At 70.3% G+C, this 18,532-nt stretch carries 19 protein-coding genes; 9 read left to right on the forward strand and 10 right to left on the reverse strand.

What is annotated here, in order from left to right; all coding sequences use genetic code 11:
- Positions 1 to 118 precede the first annotated feature (118 nt).
- Together ABCR83_RS25785 and ABCR83_RS25790 are read right to left on the reverse strand one after the other, a co-directional pair.
- Positions 119 to 1,276: a type III polyketide synthase gene (locus ABCR83_RS25785; protein WP_462697575.1), complete on the reverse strand. Its 1,158-nt coding sequence runs from the start codon at positions 1,274 to 1,276 to the stop codon at positions 119 to 121.
- A gap of 13 nt (positions 1,277 to 1,289) precedes the next feature.
- The gene (locus ABCR83_RS25790) at positions 1,290 to 2,498 is read right to left on the reverse strand and encodes a cytochrome P450 (RefSeq protein WP_462697576.1); all 1,209 of its coding nucleotides are present in this window, start codon (positions 2,496 to 2,498) and stop codon (positions 1,290 to 1,292) included.
- A gap of 462 nt (positions 2,499 to 2,960) precedes the next feature.
- On the opposite strand from ABCR83_RS25790, the gene ABCR83_RS25795 reads away from it, so the two are divergent.
- Positions 2,961 to 3,773, forward strand: coding sequence for an SDR family NAD(P)-dependent oxidoreductase (locus tag ABCR83_RS25795; protein ID WP_462697577.1), 813 nt, complete (start codon positions 2,961 to 2,963; stop codon positions 3,771 to 3,773).
- A gap of 155 nt (positions 3,774 to 3,928) precedes the next feature.
- Here ABCR83_RS25795 and ABCR83_RS25800 read toward each other — a convergent pair whose 3' ends face one another.
- Positions 3,929 to 4,204: a DUF1876 domain-containing protein gene (locus ABCR83_RS25800; protein WP_462697578.1), complete on the reverse strand. Its 276-nt coding sequence runs from the start codon at positions 4,202 to 4,204 to the stop codon at positions 3,929 to 3,931.
- A gap of 139 nt (positions 4,205 to 4,343) precedes the next feature.
- Between ABCR83_RS25800 and ABCR83_RS25805 the strand changes: the two genes are divergently transcribed.
- The 4 genes from ABCR83_RS25805 to ABCR83_RS25820 all read left to right on the forward strand — a co-directional run bounded on the left by ABCR83_RS25805 (position 4,344) and on the right by ABCR83_RS25820 (position 10,443).
- Positions 4,344 to 4,883: a hypothetical protein gene (locus tag ABCR83_RS25805; RefSeq protein WP_462697579.1), complete on the forward strand. Its 540-nt coding sequence runs from the start codon at positions 4,344 to 4,346 to the stop codon at positions 4,881 to 4,883.
- A gap of 149 nt (positions 4,884 to 5,032) precedes the next feature.
- Complete coding sequence (locus ABCR83_RS25810; RefSeq protein ID WP_462697580.1) at positions 5,033 to 5,425, forward strand: effector-associated constant component EACC1; 393 nt, start codon at positions 5,033 to 5,035, stop codon at positions 5,423 to 5,425.
- Positions 5,422 to 9,915 (forward strand): caspase, EACC1-associated type, encoded by a 4,494-nt coding sequence (locus ABCR83_RS25815; RefSeq protein ID WP_462697581.1) that lies wholly within the window; start codon positions 5,422 to 5,424, stop codon positions 9,913 to 9,915. The genes ABCR83_RS25810 and ABCR83_RS25815 overlap by 4 nt, the downstream gene beginning before the upstream one ends.
- 84 nt (positions 9,916 to 9,999) lie before the next feature.
- Positions 10,000 to 10,443 carry a CBS domain-containing protein gene (locus ABCR83_RS25820; protein ID WP_462697582.1) on the forward strand — a complete coding sequence of 148 codons (444 nt, stop codon included), beginning with the start codon at positions 10,000 to 10,002 and terminating at the stop codon, positions 10,441 to 10,443.
- Between the two features lie 30 nt (positions 10,444 to 10,473).
- On the opposite strand, the gene ABCR83_RS25825 is transcribed toward ABCR83_RS25820, so the two are convergent.
- From ABCR83_RS25825 to ABCR83_RS25840, 4 genes are all read right to left on the reverse strand, one after another.
- The gene (locus ABCR83_RS25825; protein WP_462697583.1) at positions 10,474 to 10,992 is read right to left on the reverse strand and encodes a TetR/AcrR family transcriptional regulator; all 519 of its coding nucleotides are present in this window, start codon (positions 10,990 to 10,992) and stop codon (positions 10,474 to 10,476) included.
- Positions 10,985 to 11,398: a DUF4260 family protein gene (locus tag ABCR83_RS25830; RefSeq protein ID WP_462697584.1), complete on the reverse strand. Its 414-nt coding sequence runs from the start codon at positions 11,396 to 11,398 to the stop codon at positions 10,985 to 10,987. Before ABCR83_RS25830 ends, ABCR83_RS25825 begins: the two co-directional genes overlap by 8 nt.
- A gap of 107 nt (positions 11,399 to 11,505) precedes the next feature.
- On the reverse strand, positions 11,506 to 11,871 hold the full coding sequence (locus ABCR83_RS25835; RefSeq protein WP_462697585.1) for a DUF4180 domain-containing protein: 366 nt from the start codon (positions 11,869 to 11,871) through the stop codon (positions 11,506 to 11,508).
- An 11-nt stretch (positions 11,872 to 11,882) separates the two neighbouring features.
- Positions 11,883 to 12,419, reverse strand: a complete 537-nt coding sequence (locus tag ABCR83_RS25840; protein WP_462697586.1) for a hypothetical protein — start codon at positions 12,417 to 12,419, stop codon at positions 11,883 to 11,885.
- 224 nt (positions 12,420 to 12,643) lie between these two features.
- On the opposite strand from ABCR83_RS25840, the gene ABCR83_RS25845 reads away from it, so the two are divergent.
- Positions 12,644 to 13,159: an EF-hand domain-containing protein gene (locus tag ABCR83_RS25845; RefSeq protein WP_462697587.1), complete on the forward strand. Its 516-nt coding sequence runs from the start codon at positions 12,644 to 12,646 to the stop codon at positions 13,157 to 13,159.
- Between the two features lie 162 nt (positions 13,160 to 13,321).
- Here the strand turns inward: ABCR83_RS25845 and ABCR83_RS25850 are convergent, their stop codons facing one another.
- Both ABCR83_RS25850 and ABCR83_RS25855 read right to left on the reverse strand, forming a co-directional pair.
- Entirely contained in the window at positions 13,322 to 13,639 is a 318-nt protein-coding gene (locus ABCR83_RS25850; protein WP_462697588.1) for a DUF6255 family natural product biosynthesis protein, read from the reverse strand.
- Positions 13,636 to 13,818: a hypothetical protein gene (locus ABCR83_RS25855; protein WP_462697589.1), complete on the reverse strand. Its 183-nt coding sequence runs from the start codon at positions 13,816 to 13,818 to the stop codon at positions 13,636 to 13,638. Before ABCR83_RS25855 ends, ABCR83_RS25850 begins: the two co-directional genes overlap by 4 nt.
- A 94-nt stretch (positions 13,819 to 13,912) precedes the next feature.
- Between ABCR83_RS25855 and ABCR83_RS25860 the strand changes: the two genes are divergently transcribed.
- The 3 genes from ABCR83_RS25860 to ABCR83_RS25870 all read left to right on the forward strand — a co-directional run bounded on the left by ABCR83_RS25860 (position 13,913) and on the right by ABCR83_RS25870 (position 16,071).
- Positions 13,913 to 14,728 (forward strand): helix-turn-helix domain-containing protein, encoded by an 816-nt coding sequence (locus ABCR83_RS25860; RefSeq protein ID WP_462697590.1) that lies wholly within the window; start codon positions 13,913 to 13,915, stop codon positions 14,726 to 14,728.
- Complete coding sequence (locus ABCR83_RS25865; RefSeq protein ID WP_462697591.1) at positions 14,725 to 14,919, forward strand: DUF397 domain-containing protein; 195 nt, start codon at positions 14,725 to 14,727, stop codon at positions 14,917 to 14,919. The genes ABCR83_RS25860 and ABCR83_RS25865 overlap by 4 nt, the downstream gene beginning before the upstream one ends.
- Positions 14,920 to 15,207: 288 nt before the next feature.
- The gene (locus ABCR83_RS25870; RefSeq protein WP_462697592.1) at positions 15,208 to 16,071 is read left to right on the forward strand and encodes a hypothetical protein; all 864 of its coding nucleotides are present in this window, start codon (positions 15,208 to 15,210) and stop codon (positions 16,069 to 16,071) included.
- A gap of 271 nt (positions 16,072 to 16,342) precedes the next feature.
- On the opposite strand, the gene ABCR83_RS25875 is transcribed toward ABCR83_RS25870, so the two are convergent.
- Positions 16,343 to 17,950: an ABC-F family ATP-binding cassette domain-containing protein gene (locus tag ABCR83_RS25875; RefSeq protein ID WP_462697593.1), complete on the reverse strand. Its 1,608-nt coding sequence runs from the start codon at positions 17,948 to 17,950 to the stop codon at positions 16,343 to 16,345.
- Positions 17,951 to 18,532: the final 582 nt, after the last annotated feature.

Here is an 18,532-nt window from a genome sequence, read left to right on the forward strand (position 1 = left end):
GGCCCGGATGCTGCCGTCTGCCCTCCCGAAGATCGATTTTCCGTTCAGCATCCGGAACGTCACTGCCCGGGGAGGCGCAGGTCATCACCGGATGGCCTGCGCTCCCCTCCTTCCCCCCTCACCCACGCGCGGCGGACACCGCGGCCTTCTCCCCGCCGTCCCCGCCGGCCCCCGCGCGAGCACTCCTCTTGCGGGCGCGCTTACGGCCGTCCACACCGTCCACCCGCCCGCGCTGGACCCAGGTGCCCAGGGCGATCTCCGCGGTGATGCCCGGTCCGAATCCGGCGATGATCCCCCGTGCCGCGTGCCCCGCGCCGCCGTCCGCCCAGAGCCGTTCCAGTGCGTCGAAGATGACCGCGCTCGCGATGTTGCCCCGCTCGGTGAGCGTCGCCCGGCTGTAACGGAACGTCTCCTGCTGCAGGTCGAGGTAGCGGCAGAGGTCGTCCAGGATCCGCGGCCCGCCCGCGTGCACGATGTAGAAGTCCAGCTCGGAGACGTCCCAGTCAAAGGGCTCGGCCATGTCCCGCATGGCCGGGGCCAGCATCGCCATGGTGCCGGGGACCCGCTTGTCCAGGATGAAGTGGAAGCCCGTCTCCCGCACTCCATAGGAGATCCATGCCTCGGTGTCCGGCACCAGGTGCGAGCCATTGCGCTCCAGCCGCACCCCGCTGCCGCCCTCACCGCGCACCACGGCCGCCGCCAGCGCATCGCCGAACAGCCCGTTGGACAGCAGATTGCCGACCCCCAGATCGGTCGGCTGGTAGAGCAGGGAGCAGAACTCACAGGCGACGATCAGCACATTGGCCTGGGGATAGGCGCTGCAGAAATCATGCGCGCGGTTGATCGCCGCACCGCCCGCCGCACAGCCGAGCTGGGCGATGGGAAGCTGCCGGGTCTCGTTCCGGAACCCCATGGTGTTGATCAGCCATGCGGTCATCGACGGCATCATAAATCCGGTGCACGAGACATACACGATCATGTCGATCTCGCGCTCCGTCACCTCCGCATGCGCCAGGGCCCGGCGCACCACATCGGGCACCCGGGCCTTGGCCTCCGCCTCATAGAGATTGTTCCGCGCGGTGAAGCCGGGATGCCGGAGCGTGTCCTCGATCGGCTGCACCAAGTGCCTGGTCTGCACACCGGTGTTGCCGATCAGCCGGAGTGCCAGTTCGAGCTGGGGGTGGTTGGCATGCAGGGTCCGTGCGAGCTCCAGGGTCTGCTCCCTGGTGATGATGTGCTCGGGGACGGCGATGGCTGGTCTGCACAGAGTTGCCATGACGTCGCCCCCTTCACCAGGCGACCGGCAGGGCGAGCGGATAGCGCCAGATCGACACGGTGTTCCACTCGACCTCTGCCGCCGGTACGGCCAGGCGCAGTTGCGGGAACCGGTCGAGCAGCGTGCCGATGGCGATCTGCAGCTCCATACGGGCCAGGTGGGCCCCCAGACAGTGGTGCGAGCCATGCCCGAAGGTCATGTGCGGGGCGGGGTCCTCGCGCTCGAAGTCCAGCTCGTCGGGCCGGTCATAGGCCTTCTCGTCGCGGTTGGCGCACAGGTAGGACACATGGACGGTGTCTCCCTTGCGGATGGTGACACCGTCGAACCGGACGTCCTCCAGGGCGACTCGGGGGATTCCGACGCCCTGGCGGAACGGGATGTAGCGGAGCAGTTCCTCGATTGCCTGGGGCAACAGCTCGGGCCGCTCACGCAGTTGGGACAGCTGCCGGGGATGGGTGAGCAGCGTGTAGATGATGTTGGAGATCTCATAGGTGCTGGTGTCGTGTCCGGTGACCAGCAGGAGCATGCCCATGACGGCGAGCTCCTGATCGTCCAGCGTCTCGTCGTCCACCTGCGCCGTGGCGAGGGTGGAGAGCAGGTCATTGCCCGGGTTGCGCCGTCTCTCGGCGGTCAGCTCGGCGAAGTACTCCCGCAGTCCGGCCTTGGCCTCGGCTGCCTTCTCCCGGCCCTCGGGCACCATGTTCATCATGGCCATCGCCCACCGCCGCAGCTGGGCCCGCTCGGCCGGGGGCACCTCGAGCAGCTCGCAGATGGTCATCAGCGGCAGCTTCCCCGCCAGGTGCTCGGCCACATCGCCCGGCCGGCCGTGCTCGACCATGGTGTCCAGCAGCTCGTTCACCACCTGCTGGGTCTTGGGCTTGAGGTCCTCGACCTGGTGATTGCTGAAGCCCTTGGTGACCAGGCGGCGCAGCCTGCTGAGGGCGGGCGGGTCCATCAGGTTGATCGCCTCGGACTGGGCGATCGGGGCCGGTGTGATGCGCGGGAAGTCCCGCCCGATCAGCGCGGCCCGGCTGAACCGGCGGTCCTGGGTGACCGTACGCACGTCCTCGTACCGGGTCACCAGCCAGCAGTCGCCCTCGCCGTAGGGCATGCGGACCTTGGCGATGGGGGCCTCGGTCCGCATCCGGGCCATGAAGGGGTCTGGTTCCAGGGCCTCATCGTGACGGAAGGGACAGGTCCGTTCGGATTCCGAAGTGGTCATGGAAACACTCCCCATACCCATGGGCACGGCCTGGTGGCGCGCCGGTATCTACAGATAAATCCCGCACTGGCAAGCTCGCCACACGTGCATCTGCACAGTTCACCCGAATTGTGGACAGGGATATGTAAAGCGAACGTTTTTTTCCTCGAACATACATGGCCAAATAGGCCCATTTGAGTGAGTCGCGTTAGGGCACCATCAGGGACTCGCCCTCCCCCTTGCCCCCGGCCCCGCCCTCTCCTTGGATAGCTGGCGTGAACAGCCTTCTGCGCCACGACGACCGGCCGCCTCATACGGCGTCGCCGAGTCCTGCGCGCTGTTCTTCCACGGTGCGGTAACCCCCTCCGCACTCCCCGCTGTCCGTCACCGGAGCTCCCCGAGCCGCCCGGCGCCTGTCCATTCGCCCGGCGGCTCCGCACCCGCGGAGCGCCGCCGCCTTCCCACCCCCCGGAGTGGATCACCATGTCTCCTGCCGCCTCGCCCTCCTCCCGGACCGTGCTGGTCACCGGCGCCAGCTCCGGCATCGGCTGGGAGACCGCCCGATTGCTCGCCGAACAGGGCAACACGGTCATCGTCCACGCCCCGGATGCCGACTCCGGCCGGGACGCCCTCGCCCGCCTGACCGCCGCCGGTGCCGACGAGCGGCTGCTGCACCTCACCGTCGCGGACTTCTCCCGGCTCGACGAGGTACGCGCCATGGCCGCCCAGGTGGCCGACCGGCACCCGGTCCTCGACGTCCTGGTCAACAACGCCGCGGTGGCCGCCCCCGAGCGGCGCACCCTCACCGCCGACGGCAATGAGCTCGCCCTCCAGGTCAACTTCCTGGCCGCCTATCTCCTCACCCGGGAGCTCTGCGGACCGCTGTCCGCCCGGCCCGGCAGCCGAGTGGTCAACGTGTCCTCCGCCATGCACCGCACCGCCTCCATCTCCTGGAACGACCTCAACCGCGCCCGCCGCTACTCCCGGGTGGCCGCCTACGCCCAGTCCCAGCTGGCCCTGACGATCTTCGCCCGGGCCACCGCCGACTGGACCTCGGTCAGCATGCACCCCGGCGTGTGCGACACCGCCCTGCTGCCGCTGTACGCACACGCGGGCGACTCCGCCGTCGAGGGCGCGGCCCGTGTGGTCCGCCTCTGCGACCCGGCGACCGAGCTCGTCCCCGGCGCGTACTACGACCGCACCGCCCTCTCCCCCGCCGCCCCCGTGGCCATGGAGGAGCGCACGGTGCGCCGGCTGTGCAAGGCCGCCGACCAGCTGGTCGGCAAGACCGCTTGAACCCTCCGAACCACTCGCCCGAACCAGGGAGTTGCATGTCCAAGCGCGCTCGAAAGAAGAAGGCCCGGCGCAAGAAGAACTCCAACCACGGCAAGAAGCCCGGCGGTCGCTGACGAGTACATCCACCACGCGGCCGGGGGGCTCCGCGTCGGCGCTCAGTTGCTGCGCAGCCCCCGCACCGGCTGGTGCGTATGCGCCTCGATGTCCTTGATGGTGATGTCCAACAGCTGATCGGCAAGCCGGTTCAGGGCCCGCGCGACCGCCAGCTCATCGCCGATGGACGGGATGTTCTCATCGCCCGGATGACACTTGGCGGTGCCCTCACCGACCATCGCCCCCGGATCCTTGCCACTGAGCCTGGCCTCGGCGGTGACGCTGTGGTCATGCTCGGTGATGCTGATGTGGATGCTCCAGCTCTTGGTGCCGGTCACGGGAATCCTCCTTGCGCGCGGCGCAGCACAGCACACTCTTCACACGCTCTTCGCCCATCACGCTGGCACGAGCCCCCGGCACCCGCACGCCGGAGAGACCCAACGGTGCGTGCGGGGTGGCTGGATACCGTTGGGCAGCATGGTGACCGAGAGAGCACAGTGCCCGAGCTGTGGGGGCTTCGGAATACATACGGTGCAGCAGGCCATGAACGGCGAGGAGGCCCGGCGCAGGGACCTGACCGGCCGACTGGCCAAGGCGCCGGACGGGGACGGCCACGAGTTCGACGTCGCGGACGCCCTGGAGGGCCTGGTCCTGATCGCCCTCGGGATCGGCGCCATCGTCCTGGGGGTGCATGAGCACAAACTGCTGTACGTGGCCGGCGGTGCGGGCTGGCTGGCGCTGCTGGCCGTCGGGTCCTTCTTCTACTTCCGGGGCAAGCGAAAGAACCGGAACGCCGTATCGGCCGGGGAGGCACGGGTCAACCACCTCTGGCACCCGGCGCATTACTGCTACTCCTGCGATGCGGTGTTCTGCCCCGGCAACACACCCTGGCGGGGCGTGCTGGCGCCGGAGCAGTTCAAGATGCTGGTGTGGACCGAGGGGGGCTACGCCGACCGCCTCAACGGCGACAAGGCACATGGCGCCGTGGTGCCACCGGGCACGGTGCCCGGCCCTTAGGAGGTGTCCGATGGGGCGCTTCTGACGGAAAGCCGACGACGACCGGAACGAGTGACTTGCGGTCCATCCCCATTGTCCCTGTGGCCGCCAAATGCCAGTCTGTCAACAGAACTTGAAGGGGAACACGTACTGTCGGCAGGGGTGGTCGAATGAAAATACGGGTGGAGGTGCCGGACTCGGCCGGCGGCGCCGATGAGACCCGTTCGCTGCTCGCCTGGCTGCGAGATGCGGACGAGCTGCGCGGCAGGGTGACGGCGGACGAGAGCCCACCGCTGCCCGGCACACTGGGGCCGGTGCTGGACGGGCTCACGGTCGCACTGGGTTCCGGTGGCGCGGTCACCGGGCTGGTCACCGCCCTGGTGGCCTGGATCCGCAGCCGCCGCAGCGATGTGGTGGTGAAGGTGACCCTGCCGGACGGGTCATCGCTGGAGCTGTCCGCGACCCGGGTCCGGACACTGACCGAAGAGGGCCTGCGCCAACTGGCCGCCGACACCTCCCGGACGCTGGAGGCGAGCCGGGACACTGACGCGCTGCGGCCATGACGGCCGCATCCGCACTGGCGCTGTCCGCCGCGGGCGCCCGGGTGCTGCTCATCGCCACCGCAACCCATCAGGGCCCGACCCTGACCTCGGTGCCCGCCGCGCGGCGCTCCGCCGAGGCGCTGGCGATCCGGCTGACCGAGCGGTGCGGCGTGCCGCCCGAGCGGCTGCGGGTGCTCATCGATCCGCCCACCGCCCAGGACCTGGCCACCGCCATCGCCGAGGAGGCCGGGCGGGCCGAGAGCACCCTGCTCGTCTACTTCATCGGCCACGGCCTGATCGGCCCCGGGGATGAGCTCCACCTCGCCGCGAGCGCCACCGACCGGCTCACGCCCGGCCTGGAGGCGTACGAGGCCCTGCCGTTGACGGCCCTCCGGCAGGCGGTGACGGCCTGCCGGGCCTCCTCCGTGATCGCCATCCTGGACTGCTGCTTCTCCGGCCGGGCCGAGCTGGCCGCCAGACAGCGGCGACCGGCCCTCAACCTGCCGCCGGGGAACGGCATCTACCTGCTCGCCTCCGCCGAACAACTCGCCCTGGCCCCCGAGAACGCCCAGCACACCACCTTCACCGGCGAACTGATCACCCTGCTCGACCGGGGGGATCCGCTGGGCCCCCGGCTGCTCACCCTGGACGACATCTACAAGTACCTGCTGCGCACCCTCGGGGCCCGGGGCGCGCCGCCGCCCCGGGCGCAGGCCGGTGACCGCTCCGGCGACCTGGTCATCACCGCCAACTCCGCCGCACCGGCCCCGGCCGAGGACGCACCGCCGCCCCCGGAACCGGACAACACCCCGTGCCCGTACCGGGGCTTGGAACCCTTTGCCGAGGACGATGCCCGGCTCTTCCACGGCCGGGACCAGCTCACCGCCGAGCTGCTGACGGCCTGCGCCCGGGCGGTGGCGCTCGGCCACCCGGTGATCGTCGTCGGCCCCTCGGGCGCGGGCAAGACCTCGCTGCTGCGCGCCGGGCTGCTCGCGGCCCTGCAGCGGGGCGCCACCGAAGAGCTGCCCGGTTCGCCGGGGTGGCCGCAGATCGTCCTGTCCCCCGGCGAGCATCCGATGCGCGCCCTGGCGGCCGGGCTGCACCCGGAGGGCGTGGCCGGGAGCGAGGCACTGAGCCGGGATCCGGCGTCCGCCGCCGCCCTGGCCGGGAAGCTGGTGGCGGAGGAGACGAGCGGCCCCGGACGGGCGGTGCTGGTCTGCGACCAGCTGGAGGAGCTGTTCACCCTGTGCCGCGGAGCCGCCCAACGGGAGGCGTTCGGCCTGGCGTTGACGGCCCTGGCCAAGGCCGGAAGCCTGGTGGTGCTGGCCCTGCGGGCCGACTTCTACGGCCAGGCGCAGGGCCTGGCGGCACTCGAGGCCGCGCTGCGGGACCACCAGGTCTCCGCGGGCCCCATGCGGGAGGAGGAACTCCGGGCCGCGATCGAGGAGCCCGCGGCCCTGGCGGGCCTGGAGTTGGAGGACGGCCTGGTCGGTCTGCTGCTGAGCGATGTGGGGGCCGCCTATCCGGCGCACTCGCGCACCGGCGTACTGCCGCTGCTCTCCCATGCGTTATGGGCCACCTGGCGGGAGCGCAGGGGCGGGCGGCTGACCATCGCGGGTTATGTCGGCAGCGGCGGCATCGACGGCGCCATCGCCCACACCGCCGATGCCACCTACCAACAGCTGGACGAGGACGGCCGGTTGGCCGTCCGGCACCTGCTGCCGCGCCTGGTGCGCCTCGACGACGAGACGGTGGACACCGCCCGCCCGGCCGACCGGGCCACCCTGCTGAACGGCCTGCCCGACCCACCGGCGGCCGAGCGGGCGCTGCACCGGCTGGCCGCCGCCCGGCTGGTGGTGCTGGACCGGCAGACGGTGCGCATCAGCCATGAGGCCCTGCTGCGCTCCTGGCCGAAGCTGCGCGAGTGGGTCGACGCGGACCGGGTCTGGCTGCGGGCCCGCCAGCAGCTCGCCGCCGATGCCCAGGCCTGGTGGGCGGCGAAGCAGGACAACTCTCTGCTGTACCGGGGAAGTCGCCTGGCCGATGCCCGGGAACAGGCGGAGGGCGTTGGCCCGCGCCGCCTGGATCCGCGCTCGGCCGAGTTCCTGGCGCAGTCGGTGCGGCAGGAGCGCCGCACCACCAGGATCCGCCGGGCGTTCATCGCCGGTATCTGCTGCCTCGCCCTGCTGGCGGCCATCGGCGGCGGCGTGGCCTGGGTCTACCAGCGGCAGGCGGCCGACCAGCGCAACCATGCGGTGGCCAGGCTGGTCGCGGCCGAGGCGGAGAGCCTGCGCGGCAGCAGGCCGGGCCTGGCCAAACAACTCAGCATGATCGCCTACCGGTTGGACCACAAGGCGGGCGCCGAGCAGCTGTTCGCGGGGGCGGAGACCCCGGGCGTCTTCGACGCGGAGGACCCGGCCGCCGACATCGCCCTGAACGCCGCCGGGACGACCCTGGCCATCTCCACCGGAGGCGATGTGGCCCTGTGGGACACCGGCGGCGGCGGGCTGCTGAGCCGGGTCACGGTCACCAAGTCCGCCTCGGTGGGCCTGAGTCCGGACGGGCGGCTGCTGGCCGTCACCGATGCCGAGGGCGGCGGGGCCCGGCTGAAACTGTGGCAGGTGGGCAACCCCCGTACTCCCCAGGGCATCCGGCTCCCGCCCGGAGAGGGGTCCGGAATCACCTCGCTGGCCTTCGGCCCCGACGGCCGGACGCTCGCCCTCGGCGGGTCCTCGGGCGGCATCCGGCTGTGGGACGTCTCGCGCCCCGGGGCGCCGCGCCCGCTGCGGACCCTCACCGGTGTCAAGGGGGCCATTGATTCGCTGGTGTTCACGCACTCCGGCGAGGTGCTGGCCGCCGTGGGCGAGGATGGCACGGTGGGCCTGTGGGACCCGCGTGACGCGGCCCGTACCTCCCCGCTGTCCACCTTCGCCGGGGAGAAGACCGGCACCGACCTGGCCAAGGCCCACCGGCCCGTGCACCGGCTGGCGTTCAGCCCGGACGGCAAGCTGCTCGCCGGGCCGGGGAAGCGGACGGAGGGCGGCATCCGGCTGTGGGACGTACACGACCACACCCGCCCACAGGCCATCGGCGGGGAGGAGAAGCCCGCGGTGGACAGCTGCCCCAGTGAACTGATCTCGGTCTCCTTCAGCCCGGACGGGAAGGGCCTGGCCGCCGGTTGTGGCCGCGACACGATTCTGTGGAGCCTCCGCCCGGGGGGACGCCTGAGCCCGGCCCAGGTGCTGGCCGGCGCCTCCGGGTCGGCGACGACCCCCATGGGTCCGACCCTGTTCGCACCCCGGGGCCACCGGCTGCTGACGGCCACCCCGGACGGGGTCTACATCCGGTATGCGGAGAACCAGGGCAGGCTGGGCGCCGCGTCCAGCTTCGGCCCCGCCCCCAGCGGCTTCCACAGCACCGCCGCCTTCAGCGGCGGGCCCCGGCGCCTGTTCGCCGTGCAGGGAGCCGGGAACGGCGTCCTCTGGGACCTGACCGGATCCCTCCCGCACCGCCTGCTGGCCATGCTGCCCGGCAGTGGCACCATCACCTCGGAAGCGCTCGCCTTCGGCCCCGGGGGCCGGATCCTGGCGCTCAGCGAGAAGGAGGGCGGCAAGGACCAGAACGACGAGGGCGGCCGGCGCGTGGTGCGGCTGCGGGACACCGGGCGGGACGGCGCTCCGGCGATCGCGACCATCACCGACATCGCCAACGGCGTGGAGAGCCTGTCCTTCAGCCCGGACGGCCGGGTACTGGCCGTGGCCGACAGCTCCGACTTCGTCCCCGGCCGAACGGCACCGCCCGCGGTCCGGCTGTTCGACGTCAGCACCCCGTCCCGCCCAAGGCCCTTGGGCTCCCCGCTGAAGGGCAATGTCTACAACGTGGCCTTCGCACCCCAGGGCCACCTGCTGACCGCCACCACCGACAACACCCTGCTCGCCTGGGACATGTCGGACCCACGGCACCCGGGGCCTCAGCAGACACTCCGCCTCAGCCCGGGCGCGGGAATCTCCTACCCCGCGTTCCGCCCCGACGGCCGGTGGCTCGCCGTCACCGACAATGTCGACACCACCCGTCTCTGGCCCGTCAAGGGCGATCGCATCGACGACACACCCGATGCCCGGGTGACCATGCGGACGATCGGCTCGGGCCAGGGCATCGCCTTCAGCCCGGACGGCCGGACCCTGGCCTGGCAGAGCAATGGACAGATTTCCAGCCACTTCGGCAGCGTCAACAGCCACATCGAACTGTGGGACGTCGGCAATCCGCGAAGGCCCGCCCACCGGGCCTCCTTCGCCTACGGCAGGAGCGTCTTCGGGACCGGATCCCTGTCCTACAGCGCCCAGGGCCGGCTGCCCTTGCTGGCCGCCATCGGTGAGACCGTGGACGTCTGGGTCACCAGCCCGGATGTCGAGGCGGCCTTCGAGTGCGACAGCGTCGGCGACGTGATCACCAAGGACGAGTGGCGCACCTACGTACCGGACACGCCCTACGACCCGCCCTGCCACAGCTGATCCACAACTCCCCGAGCGGCGCCCCCACCCCATCCGTGGTGCGATGGAAAGAACAGCCGCACCCACAGGCGGGAGGAACCCCACATGGCAAGGAACCAGCAGCTCAAGGCCCGCGACATCATGTCCCAGGGCGTGAAGTGCGTCGGCGAACACCAATCACTGCTGGACGCGGCGAAGATGATGCGCGACCTCGAGGTCGGCTGCCTGCCCATCTGCGGTGACGACAACCGCCTCAAGGGCATGATCACCGACCGCGACATCATCGTGCGCTGCGTCGCCGAAGAGCTGGACCCGGCGACCGTCCAGGCCGGCACCCTCATCGGGCCACTGCACTGGATCGACGCCGACTCCCCCGCAACCGAGGCCCTGCGGCTCATGGAGCGCGAACAGGTCAAGCGGCTGCCGGTGATCGATGTGGCGGGCGACCACCGGCTGGTGGGGATGATCTCCGAGGCCAACCTCGCCAAGAACCTCAGCGACGAGCAGATCGCCGAATTCGCCTCCACCGTCTACGCCGACGCCCGCTGACGCCCGCTGACCGCACCCGGCTCACGGCGCTCACGGCGCCAGAAAGGCCGTGGCCCCCGTCGCCCAGGCCGCCATCAGGTCGGCGGTTTCGGGAAAGCGGCCGTTCAGCTCCAGGACCACCATCCCGTGCGCGAACGCCCATGCGGCGCGGGCCCGGTCCTCGTCACCGCCGACGACGCGGAACAGCGGGGTGGCGGCCCGGTCTTCCAGGCCCGCGGGCAGCGCGGCCCGGTCGATCGGCCGGTCGGTGGTGAGCCGGTACAGATGGGGGTGGGCCAGCGCATAGCCGCGGTAGGCGACCGCCAATTCCTCGAAGGAGCCCGGCGACCGGGCCTCCGCGGCCTCGAGGACCTCGGCGGTCTCGCGGAGGAACTCGGCGACCAGCGCGGTCTCGACCGAGGACTTGTCGGGGAAGTGCTTGTAGAGGGAGGGCGCCTTGATGCCGACGGCCTCGGCGATCCGGCGCATGGTCAGCGCCTGCGGGCCCTCGCGTTCGAGCAACTCGCGGGCGGCATCGGTGATCTGCTGGGCACGGGTGGGGTCAGGCACGCTGGAAGCCTTCCTTGGTGCGGAGCCCGTAGCCGAAGGCACGGTCGTACGATATGTGGGCCAGCCAGCCGCACAGGGCCGCGAACGCGGGGGCCCAGGCGAACGGGGCGACGGTGTAGAGCACAAGCAACGCGAGCGGAACCAGGGCGCGGTGCGCGGTGTTGTAGTACGGGACCGCGCGGGGCGGCAGCTGCCCCTTGGCCATGTGCCGGGCGTCGCCCGCCGCGACCAGAAACGTCAGGTCGGGCGCGATGAAGAAGGCGAGGGCGAACAGAGCGGCGGGCCAGCCGTGGTTGACGCCCTCCAGGACGGCGAAGGCGGACCAGAACAGCGCGTTCGCGAGCCAGGCGGCACGGCGGACGGCGCCGAGGGCGCGGTGCGAACCGGTAGCGGTGGCGGTGCTCATGAGGGACCTCCCCAAGCGAACCGAGCGCGGCTAACGGCGTTAGCCCGATGGATCGAGTATGAGGCTAACGGCGTTAGCCGTCAAGGGTCGGATTCGTCGGAGCGCCCTCAGGAGGGCTTCAGCCGCTCCCCCAGCTCCTCGGCATCGGCGAGGAACCAGGTCTGCCGCCCGCGGTTGCACTCACGGACGAAGTCCCGCAGCGCCGAACTGGCCGCCGTGTGACGGGAGATGTCGCCGAGGACGACGATCCCCATCCGGTACTGGACGAACTTCTGGATGATCTCACCGGCGATGCGGCTGCTCAGCTGGAAGAACGCCTCGTCGAACCGCCCGGCGGGGATCACGACCCACTGGGCGCCCTGGTAGCCCGCATCGCCGATGAGGTCCAGGGCATCACGTACGGTGCCGATGGTCTCGCCCTCCGGGGCGCACATCAGAACGGGCACATCATGGATCGTCCGCAGGGTGCTCATGGAGATCGAGACTACGGCAGGATCTCCAGCTGAACCGCGCTTTGGGTGCCCTGGAGGCCGGAGGTGAGGCAGTCCGTGGGCAGTTGCCGGGGCAGCGAGGTCACGGTCCGGCGTACGAAGTGGCCTTCGCCGCGCCCCTCCACGACCCTGCCCGACTGCAGGACGGTCAGGAATCCCGCCGCGCGGTCGGTGGTGCCACCATCGATGACGATCACCGACCGGTGGCCGTCGGCGTAGCGGACGGTTTCCCTGCCGCCCGCCCCGGACAGCGAGACGCAGGGCGCCGACGACGCGACGGCATCGAAGGAGCCGGTGGCCGGGACGGTGCGGCCGGGGCCGGTGGTGCAGGTGTAGCGCACGTTCGCGTGAATGCGGGTCTCCTGGGGCAGGAGGGTGAGCGGCGGGTCATAGCTGCCGTGGGCGGTGCCCGTGCAGGTGACAGGCCCGTCCCCGGCTGTCCCCGCCTGACCGGCCGGTGCCCACACCATCGACGAGACCACCAGCGCCAGGGACCCCAGCGTCACCGTCGTACCGCGCCTGCTCAACACATTCCCCTCCAGTAAGTCCACTGTCTTGACGGACGCTTGGCTACCCACCCGTGCGTCCGCCGGCTCAGGCGCCTCGAAGTCACGGTCGGCGCACACCCGCCTCGGCGCGCTGTCGCCCACGCCTGTCCTCCCGGCGGGCCGCATGACATCCGGAACGCGCCGGGTAGGAAGCGCCGGACGAGCCTCGTCGAGCAGCAGCATGAACCGAGCAGGAGGACACCCGAGTGAGCCGTACGACCACCACAGCCGCCACCGCCGCGAGAGTGCGTGTGTTCGCCATGATGGACGCCGACGGGGACCAGGTCATCACGCGGCACGACTACCTCTCCCGCATCGACCGTACCGTCCTGGCCACCGGGCGCACGGAGGACGACCCACTCGTCGTCACCGCCCGCACGGAAGGCAGCAAAGCCTGGGCTGCGATGGACGCGAACAACGACGGAAAGCTGACCTTCGACGAGTACAACGCGTGGGTGGGCGCCGACAAGTTCGACAACGTCTGCCGGTTCGCGCTCGGCGCGCTCTTCGACCTCGCCGACGCGGACGGCGACGGAGCCCTGGACAAAGCCGAGTTCACCACCCTGCGCACCGCGCTGAACAACCCGCCGGGGAACGCCGCCGCCGCGTTCGATGCGCTGGATGCCGAAGGCGACGGCCGAGTCGGCCGTGACGCGTACCTGGCATCGATCCGCGCCTATATCGTCGGCGACGACTCCCCGATGGGCGAGGCCCTGTACTGACCAGGCCGTGCCTGCGGGGCCGCACGCGAGGTGGATGAACCGCCGGGCATGTCCGGCCCCGGCTTGTACACCGATTCCGAGAAGGACTGGTCGGCTCAGCTCGAACTGATCGGCCGCTGGGCGAAAGACCGCGGCTATGTGTGAGCCGGATACGACATCTGGTCAGTCCGCCAACCGACGGTTCCCTTCACCACTTCCCTGGCCGAGCAGCAGGTTTCCGTACTGATCATCCCCCGGCCGGACATTCGCGACAGGATAGCCAACACCTGGGAGGACTGGCCCCGGTTCACCGCTGAACTGGAGGCCGCGGGCGTCACGATCGAGGTCGCGGAGCACATCGACTAACCCCCCGTCCGGGGGCTCGACGGCGGGGCCGAGTGCGCGGTAGTCGACAATGCGCTGCAGGCCGCAGCCGCCGCAGGTCTTGATGCCGTCGGACAAAGTCCAACCGTGCTCCGGGTGCGGGCAGTTCGCGGTCACGGGGCATGCCCCTCGTGCACCTCGCGCTGGTGCTGCTCGAGCTGCTCGATCGCTTGCTGCGTGCCGGCCAGGTCCTTGAAGCGCCATGCCGTGGCCTGAGCGACCTTGAGCCCGACGCAGGTGATGCAGGCGATCGGCGGGGGCTCGTCACTCGGGAGCGGGGGATTTGGGTTACGCACAGTTCGACCCTGCCCAGCAGCGCGTAGCCTCGGAAGGAACGTGGCGCGTACGGGCGGTGGGCGTCCCTTGCGCGCACCAAGGAGGGGGCGACCCATGACAGCAGAGAGCTCTCCGCCACCCATTGCGTGGCGCTACGCCGGCAGCCAGATGAAGATGTGGCGCACACAAGCGGGCGTAAGCCGGGAAGAGCTGGCGAAAGAGGCCAACTATGAACCGGAGACCATCAAATCGGTGGAGATCGGACGGAGGAAGCCCTCACTCAAACTGCTTCAAGTAGCGGATCAGATGTGCGGGGCGCGCGGCTTCTTGGTGGGAGCCCACGAGTATCTGATCCCGGACCGAGGCCCCTCACAGGCCAGCGAGTTCATGGACATCGAGGCCGAGGCGATCGCCGTGCTGTCCTACGAGGCCCTCTTCATCCCCGGACTGCTCCAAACCGAGGAATATGCGAGAGCGTTGATGAATGCTCACTGGCCGCCCATGGATGACGAGACGATCGAAGGGTACGTTGTAAAACGACTGAAGAGGCAAGAGAAGTTGACTCGCCAGCCATACGCGGTGTTCAACTACATTGTCTACGAAGCCGCATTGCGCACGAGAGTCGGCGGGTCAGCAGTCATGAAAGGTCAACTGCACCGGCTCCTCGAGGCCGGCGCCTTGCGCAATGTGTCCATTCAGGTCCTCCCCGTCGAAAGGGATACCTACTACTTGCTCAACGGGCCACTCATGGTGATGGAAACCGCGGAGCATGAGCGCTATGGCTACGTAGAAGGGCACGGCACCCAAGTGCTGCATTCCAATGCCGAGACAGTCAGCGCGTTCACCCATCGTCTCGGCCATGCCCGCATGCAGGCACTGAGCGAGGAGGAGTCCTCGCAATTCATCAGAAAGGTGGCAGACGATCTGTGAGCAGCGAACAGGCCTGGCTGAAGTCCAGTCATAGCAGCACCGCAGGCACCAGCAACTGCCTGGAACTCGCCCCCCACCCCCACACCACCCGCGTCCGAGACTCGAAGCTCGGCCCCGCCCCCCAATCCCCCCAACTCACCTTCCCCACCCCCACCTGGGCCGCTTTCATCACCCACATAACCGAGGCTTGAGCCTCGGGCTTCGGCACCCGGGATTCGAGCCCTCTATCCAAGGAATGGTTGTCGGAGACAACCCACCCACCCTCCCAACTCCCGCGCCCACACGTATGGATGACATTTCGTGATCAAGTCGCAACGCCCCGCCACGCCCGTGTAGCGTGCGCAGCACTGGACGAAATGAAACGACCCCCGCGGTGCATAGCAGGCACCAAACGGGGGTCTGACCACCAAGATCGAAGTGAGGCCGATCCCATGGCTACCGCCAACCCTACCGTCGACGTGCCCGCCTACGCTCCCCCCATGGCCCGACCGGGTTACGGCAAGATCGCCGCCCCGGACCAAGCCCCGCGCACGCGGACCGACTTCGCACACCTGCCCGCCCGCGAGGCCTCCATCGCCGCGCATCTCGACCGGCTCCCCGAGGGCGCCGCCATGGACGCCAAGACCCTGGCCAAGGAGCTGCCCAACTACGGTCAGCAGGCCGTCCGCACCGCGCTCAACAACCTCTCCACTGCTGGCCACCTCCGCCGGGTCCGTCAGCCCGCCGGCCCGGACAGCACCCAGTGGGTGACCCGCACCCACTTCAGCCGCACCGCCCGGGACAGCGCCTGGTGGGCCGCGTACCTCGCGGGTGACGTACCGGCCGAGGCGGCAACGCCCGTACCGCAGGCGCCCGTACGGCAGCACCGCGCACCCCGCGAACGGGCCTTCGCCGTGCTCGCCGACCTCGGCCGTACTGACCACCGGATGACGCTCTCGGCGGCCGAGTGCAGGGCCCTCGAACCCCTCGCGGCCCAGTGGCTGGCGCGCGGCGTCACGGAGGCGCAGCTGACGTACGCGCTCACCGCCGGACTGCCCACGCCCGTCCACTCCCCGGGCGCCTTCGCCCGCAAGCGGCTGACCGACAAGCTGCCGCCCGACACCGCCCGTACCCCACAGGCCACAACTGCCCCGCTCCGCATCATGGAATGCACGGGCTGCGCCGCCCCCGGCCGCCCGGAGGCGCTCCCCGGCGGCCTGTGCCGCACCTGCCGGGGCGCGGCCCCCACGGACCGGCCGGACGACTCGCCGCGCACGGCGGACTTCGCCGCCCTCGTCGGCGACCTGCGCAGCGCGATCCGCACCCGCCGTGCCGACAGCAAGCGGCTTCCCGCGGAAGCGTGATCCGTTGACCACGGACAAAGCCCGTACTGCGGCTACCTCCCCAGCTCCCGGCGAAGGCCCCGCCCTCATCCAGCGCCAGTTGGAACGAGATCGGCTACGCGAATTGATCGAAGACGCGGAAGCCGTGCACGGCCCGGTCGACCCAGCAGCAGTTGAGGCCAAGCGGGCTATTCTGCGCGGCGACTCGGCCGGCTCGACGGATACCGCGTGAGCGGGACGCCCGTACGCTCCGGGACGGCCAGCCGTCGGCCGTCCCGGAGCGCGGCTCCCGCTACAGCGGATCAATGGTCGTGATCTCGCCGTCCAGCTGGAGCCAGCGGGTGATGCCCAGTTCGCGCAGGAACGCCACGTCGTGGCTGGCGATGATCAGGGCACCCTGGTAGGACTCCAGGGCGGTGGAGAGCTGGCGGACGCTGGCCAGGTCCAGGTTGTTGGTCGGCTCGTCCAGCAGCAGCAGCTGCGGCGGGGGCTCGGCCAGCATCAGCGCCGCCAGCGTCGCCCGGAAGCGCTCGCCGCCGGAGAGCGTGGAAACCTGCTGGTCGGCACGCCGGCCGCGGAAGAGGAACCTCGCCAACCGGGCGCGGATGGCGTTGTCCGTCGCCGCGGGGGCGAACCGGGCCACGTTCTGAGCGACCGTCAGCTCCTCATCGAGGACGTCGAGCCGCTGCGGCAGATACCGCATCGGGACGGCCGTCTTGACCTCGCCCGACACCGGGGTCAGCTCCCCGGCGATGGTGCGCAGCAAGGTGCTCTTGCCCGCTCCGTTGCGGCCGACCAGGGCGATGCGCTCCGGGCCCCGGACCTCGAAGTGGGCGCGGCCTCCGTAGAGCGTCTCCACCTCGGCGATCGTCAGCACCGTGCGCCCCGCCGGGACCGTGGTCTCGGGCAGGTCGATGCGGATCTCGCTGTCGTCGCGTACCGCCTCTTCCGCCTCGCCGAGGCGTTCCTTGGCCTCTTCGAGCTTCTCGAGGTGCATGTTCCGGTGCTTGCCCGCGGCCACCTGGGCCTGCCGCTTGCGTTCGTTCATCACCACCTTGGGTTCGCGTTTGGTGTCGTACATCTTCTTGCCGTAGCGGACGCGCCGGTCGAGCTTGATCCGGGCGTCCGCCAGCTCGCGCTTCTGCCGCCGCAGGTCGGACTCGGCGACGCGCACCATGCGCTCGGCCGCTTCCTGCTCCACGGCCAGGGCTTCCTGGTAGGCGCTGAAGTTGCCGCCGTACCAGTGGACTTCGCCCGATCGCAGGTCGGCGATCTGGTCGACGGCCTCAAGCAGCTCGCGGTCGTGGCTGACGATGACCATCGCGCCCTTCCAGGAGGCGACGGCGTCGTAGAGCCTGCGGCGCGCGTTGAGGTCGAGGTTGTTCGTCGGCTCGTCCAGCAGCAGCACCTGGGGCCGGCGCAGCAGCGCGGCGGCCAGGCACAGCAGCACGGACTCGCCGCCGGACAGCTCGCCGATGCGGCGGTCCAGGGTGACGTGGTCCAGGCCGAGCCGGTCGAGGGTGGCGCGGGCGCGCTCATCGACGTCCCAGCCGTCGCCGACGAGGGTGAAGTTCTCCTCGCTGGCGTCCCCCTCCTCGATGGCGCACAGCGCCGCACGGGCGGCGGCGATGCCGAGTGCTTCCTCGACGCTGAGCTCGGTGTCCAGGGCGACGTTCTGGGGGACGTACCCGAATTCACCGCTGACCTTGACCGAACCGCTGCCGGGGGTGAGGTCCCCGGCGATCAGGCGCAGCAGCGTGGACTTCCCGGAGCCGTTGACACCGATCAATCCGGTCCGGCCGGGGCCGATGACGAGGTTGAAGTCGGTGAACGCGGGGGTGCCGTCCGGCCAGGAGAAGGAGAGGTCGGAGCAGACGACGGACGTGGTTGGCATAGACATGAAGAGGTCCTCCGGGAGGGTTCGTGATCTCGACGCGGAAGGAGGAAGACACCGCACGGAACCCGCGCTACGGGCGGGGAGGGGCGGTATGGCACGACCGGCCGGGAAATCGGGGCCGGGGCACCGCCGAAAGCGACCCGCGCAGGCGGGGCGTCATCGTGGTGTCTTCAAGACCTCAGAAGAGCAACAGCCTTCTCCAATGAACGGCAACACTGTCTTCTACACTGTAAATCAATACGCGGCGGAAGGGAACCGTTCCTACGGACTGAGCAGGAGTGAGCCCGGTCAGCCGCACGCCCCGAACGGTCTTGGGCGCACTGGTTCCCCGGCGTACTCGACCCCGAGGCGGCGACACGCATCCTGTGCGTGGTCCGGTCCCGGGAGGCCGGTTCCCTACGCGACCTGGCCATATGGATACGGCCAGAGGCGACGGGGAGGCCCTGAACCATCGCTCCGGTGGAGCAGGGGCCCCGCACGCCGACACCGCACCCGGCGTCCCAGATCGCGCCGCCACGCTAACCCGGATGACCCAGGGCACCGCAAGCCCGGAAGCCGGCCATCACACCATCGAGCTAAGACGAC

Source organism: Streptomyces xingningensis, from assembly GCF_054957865.1.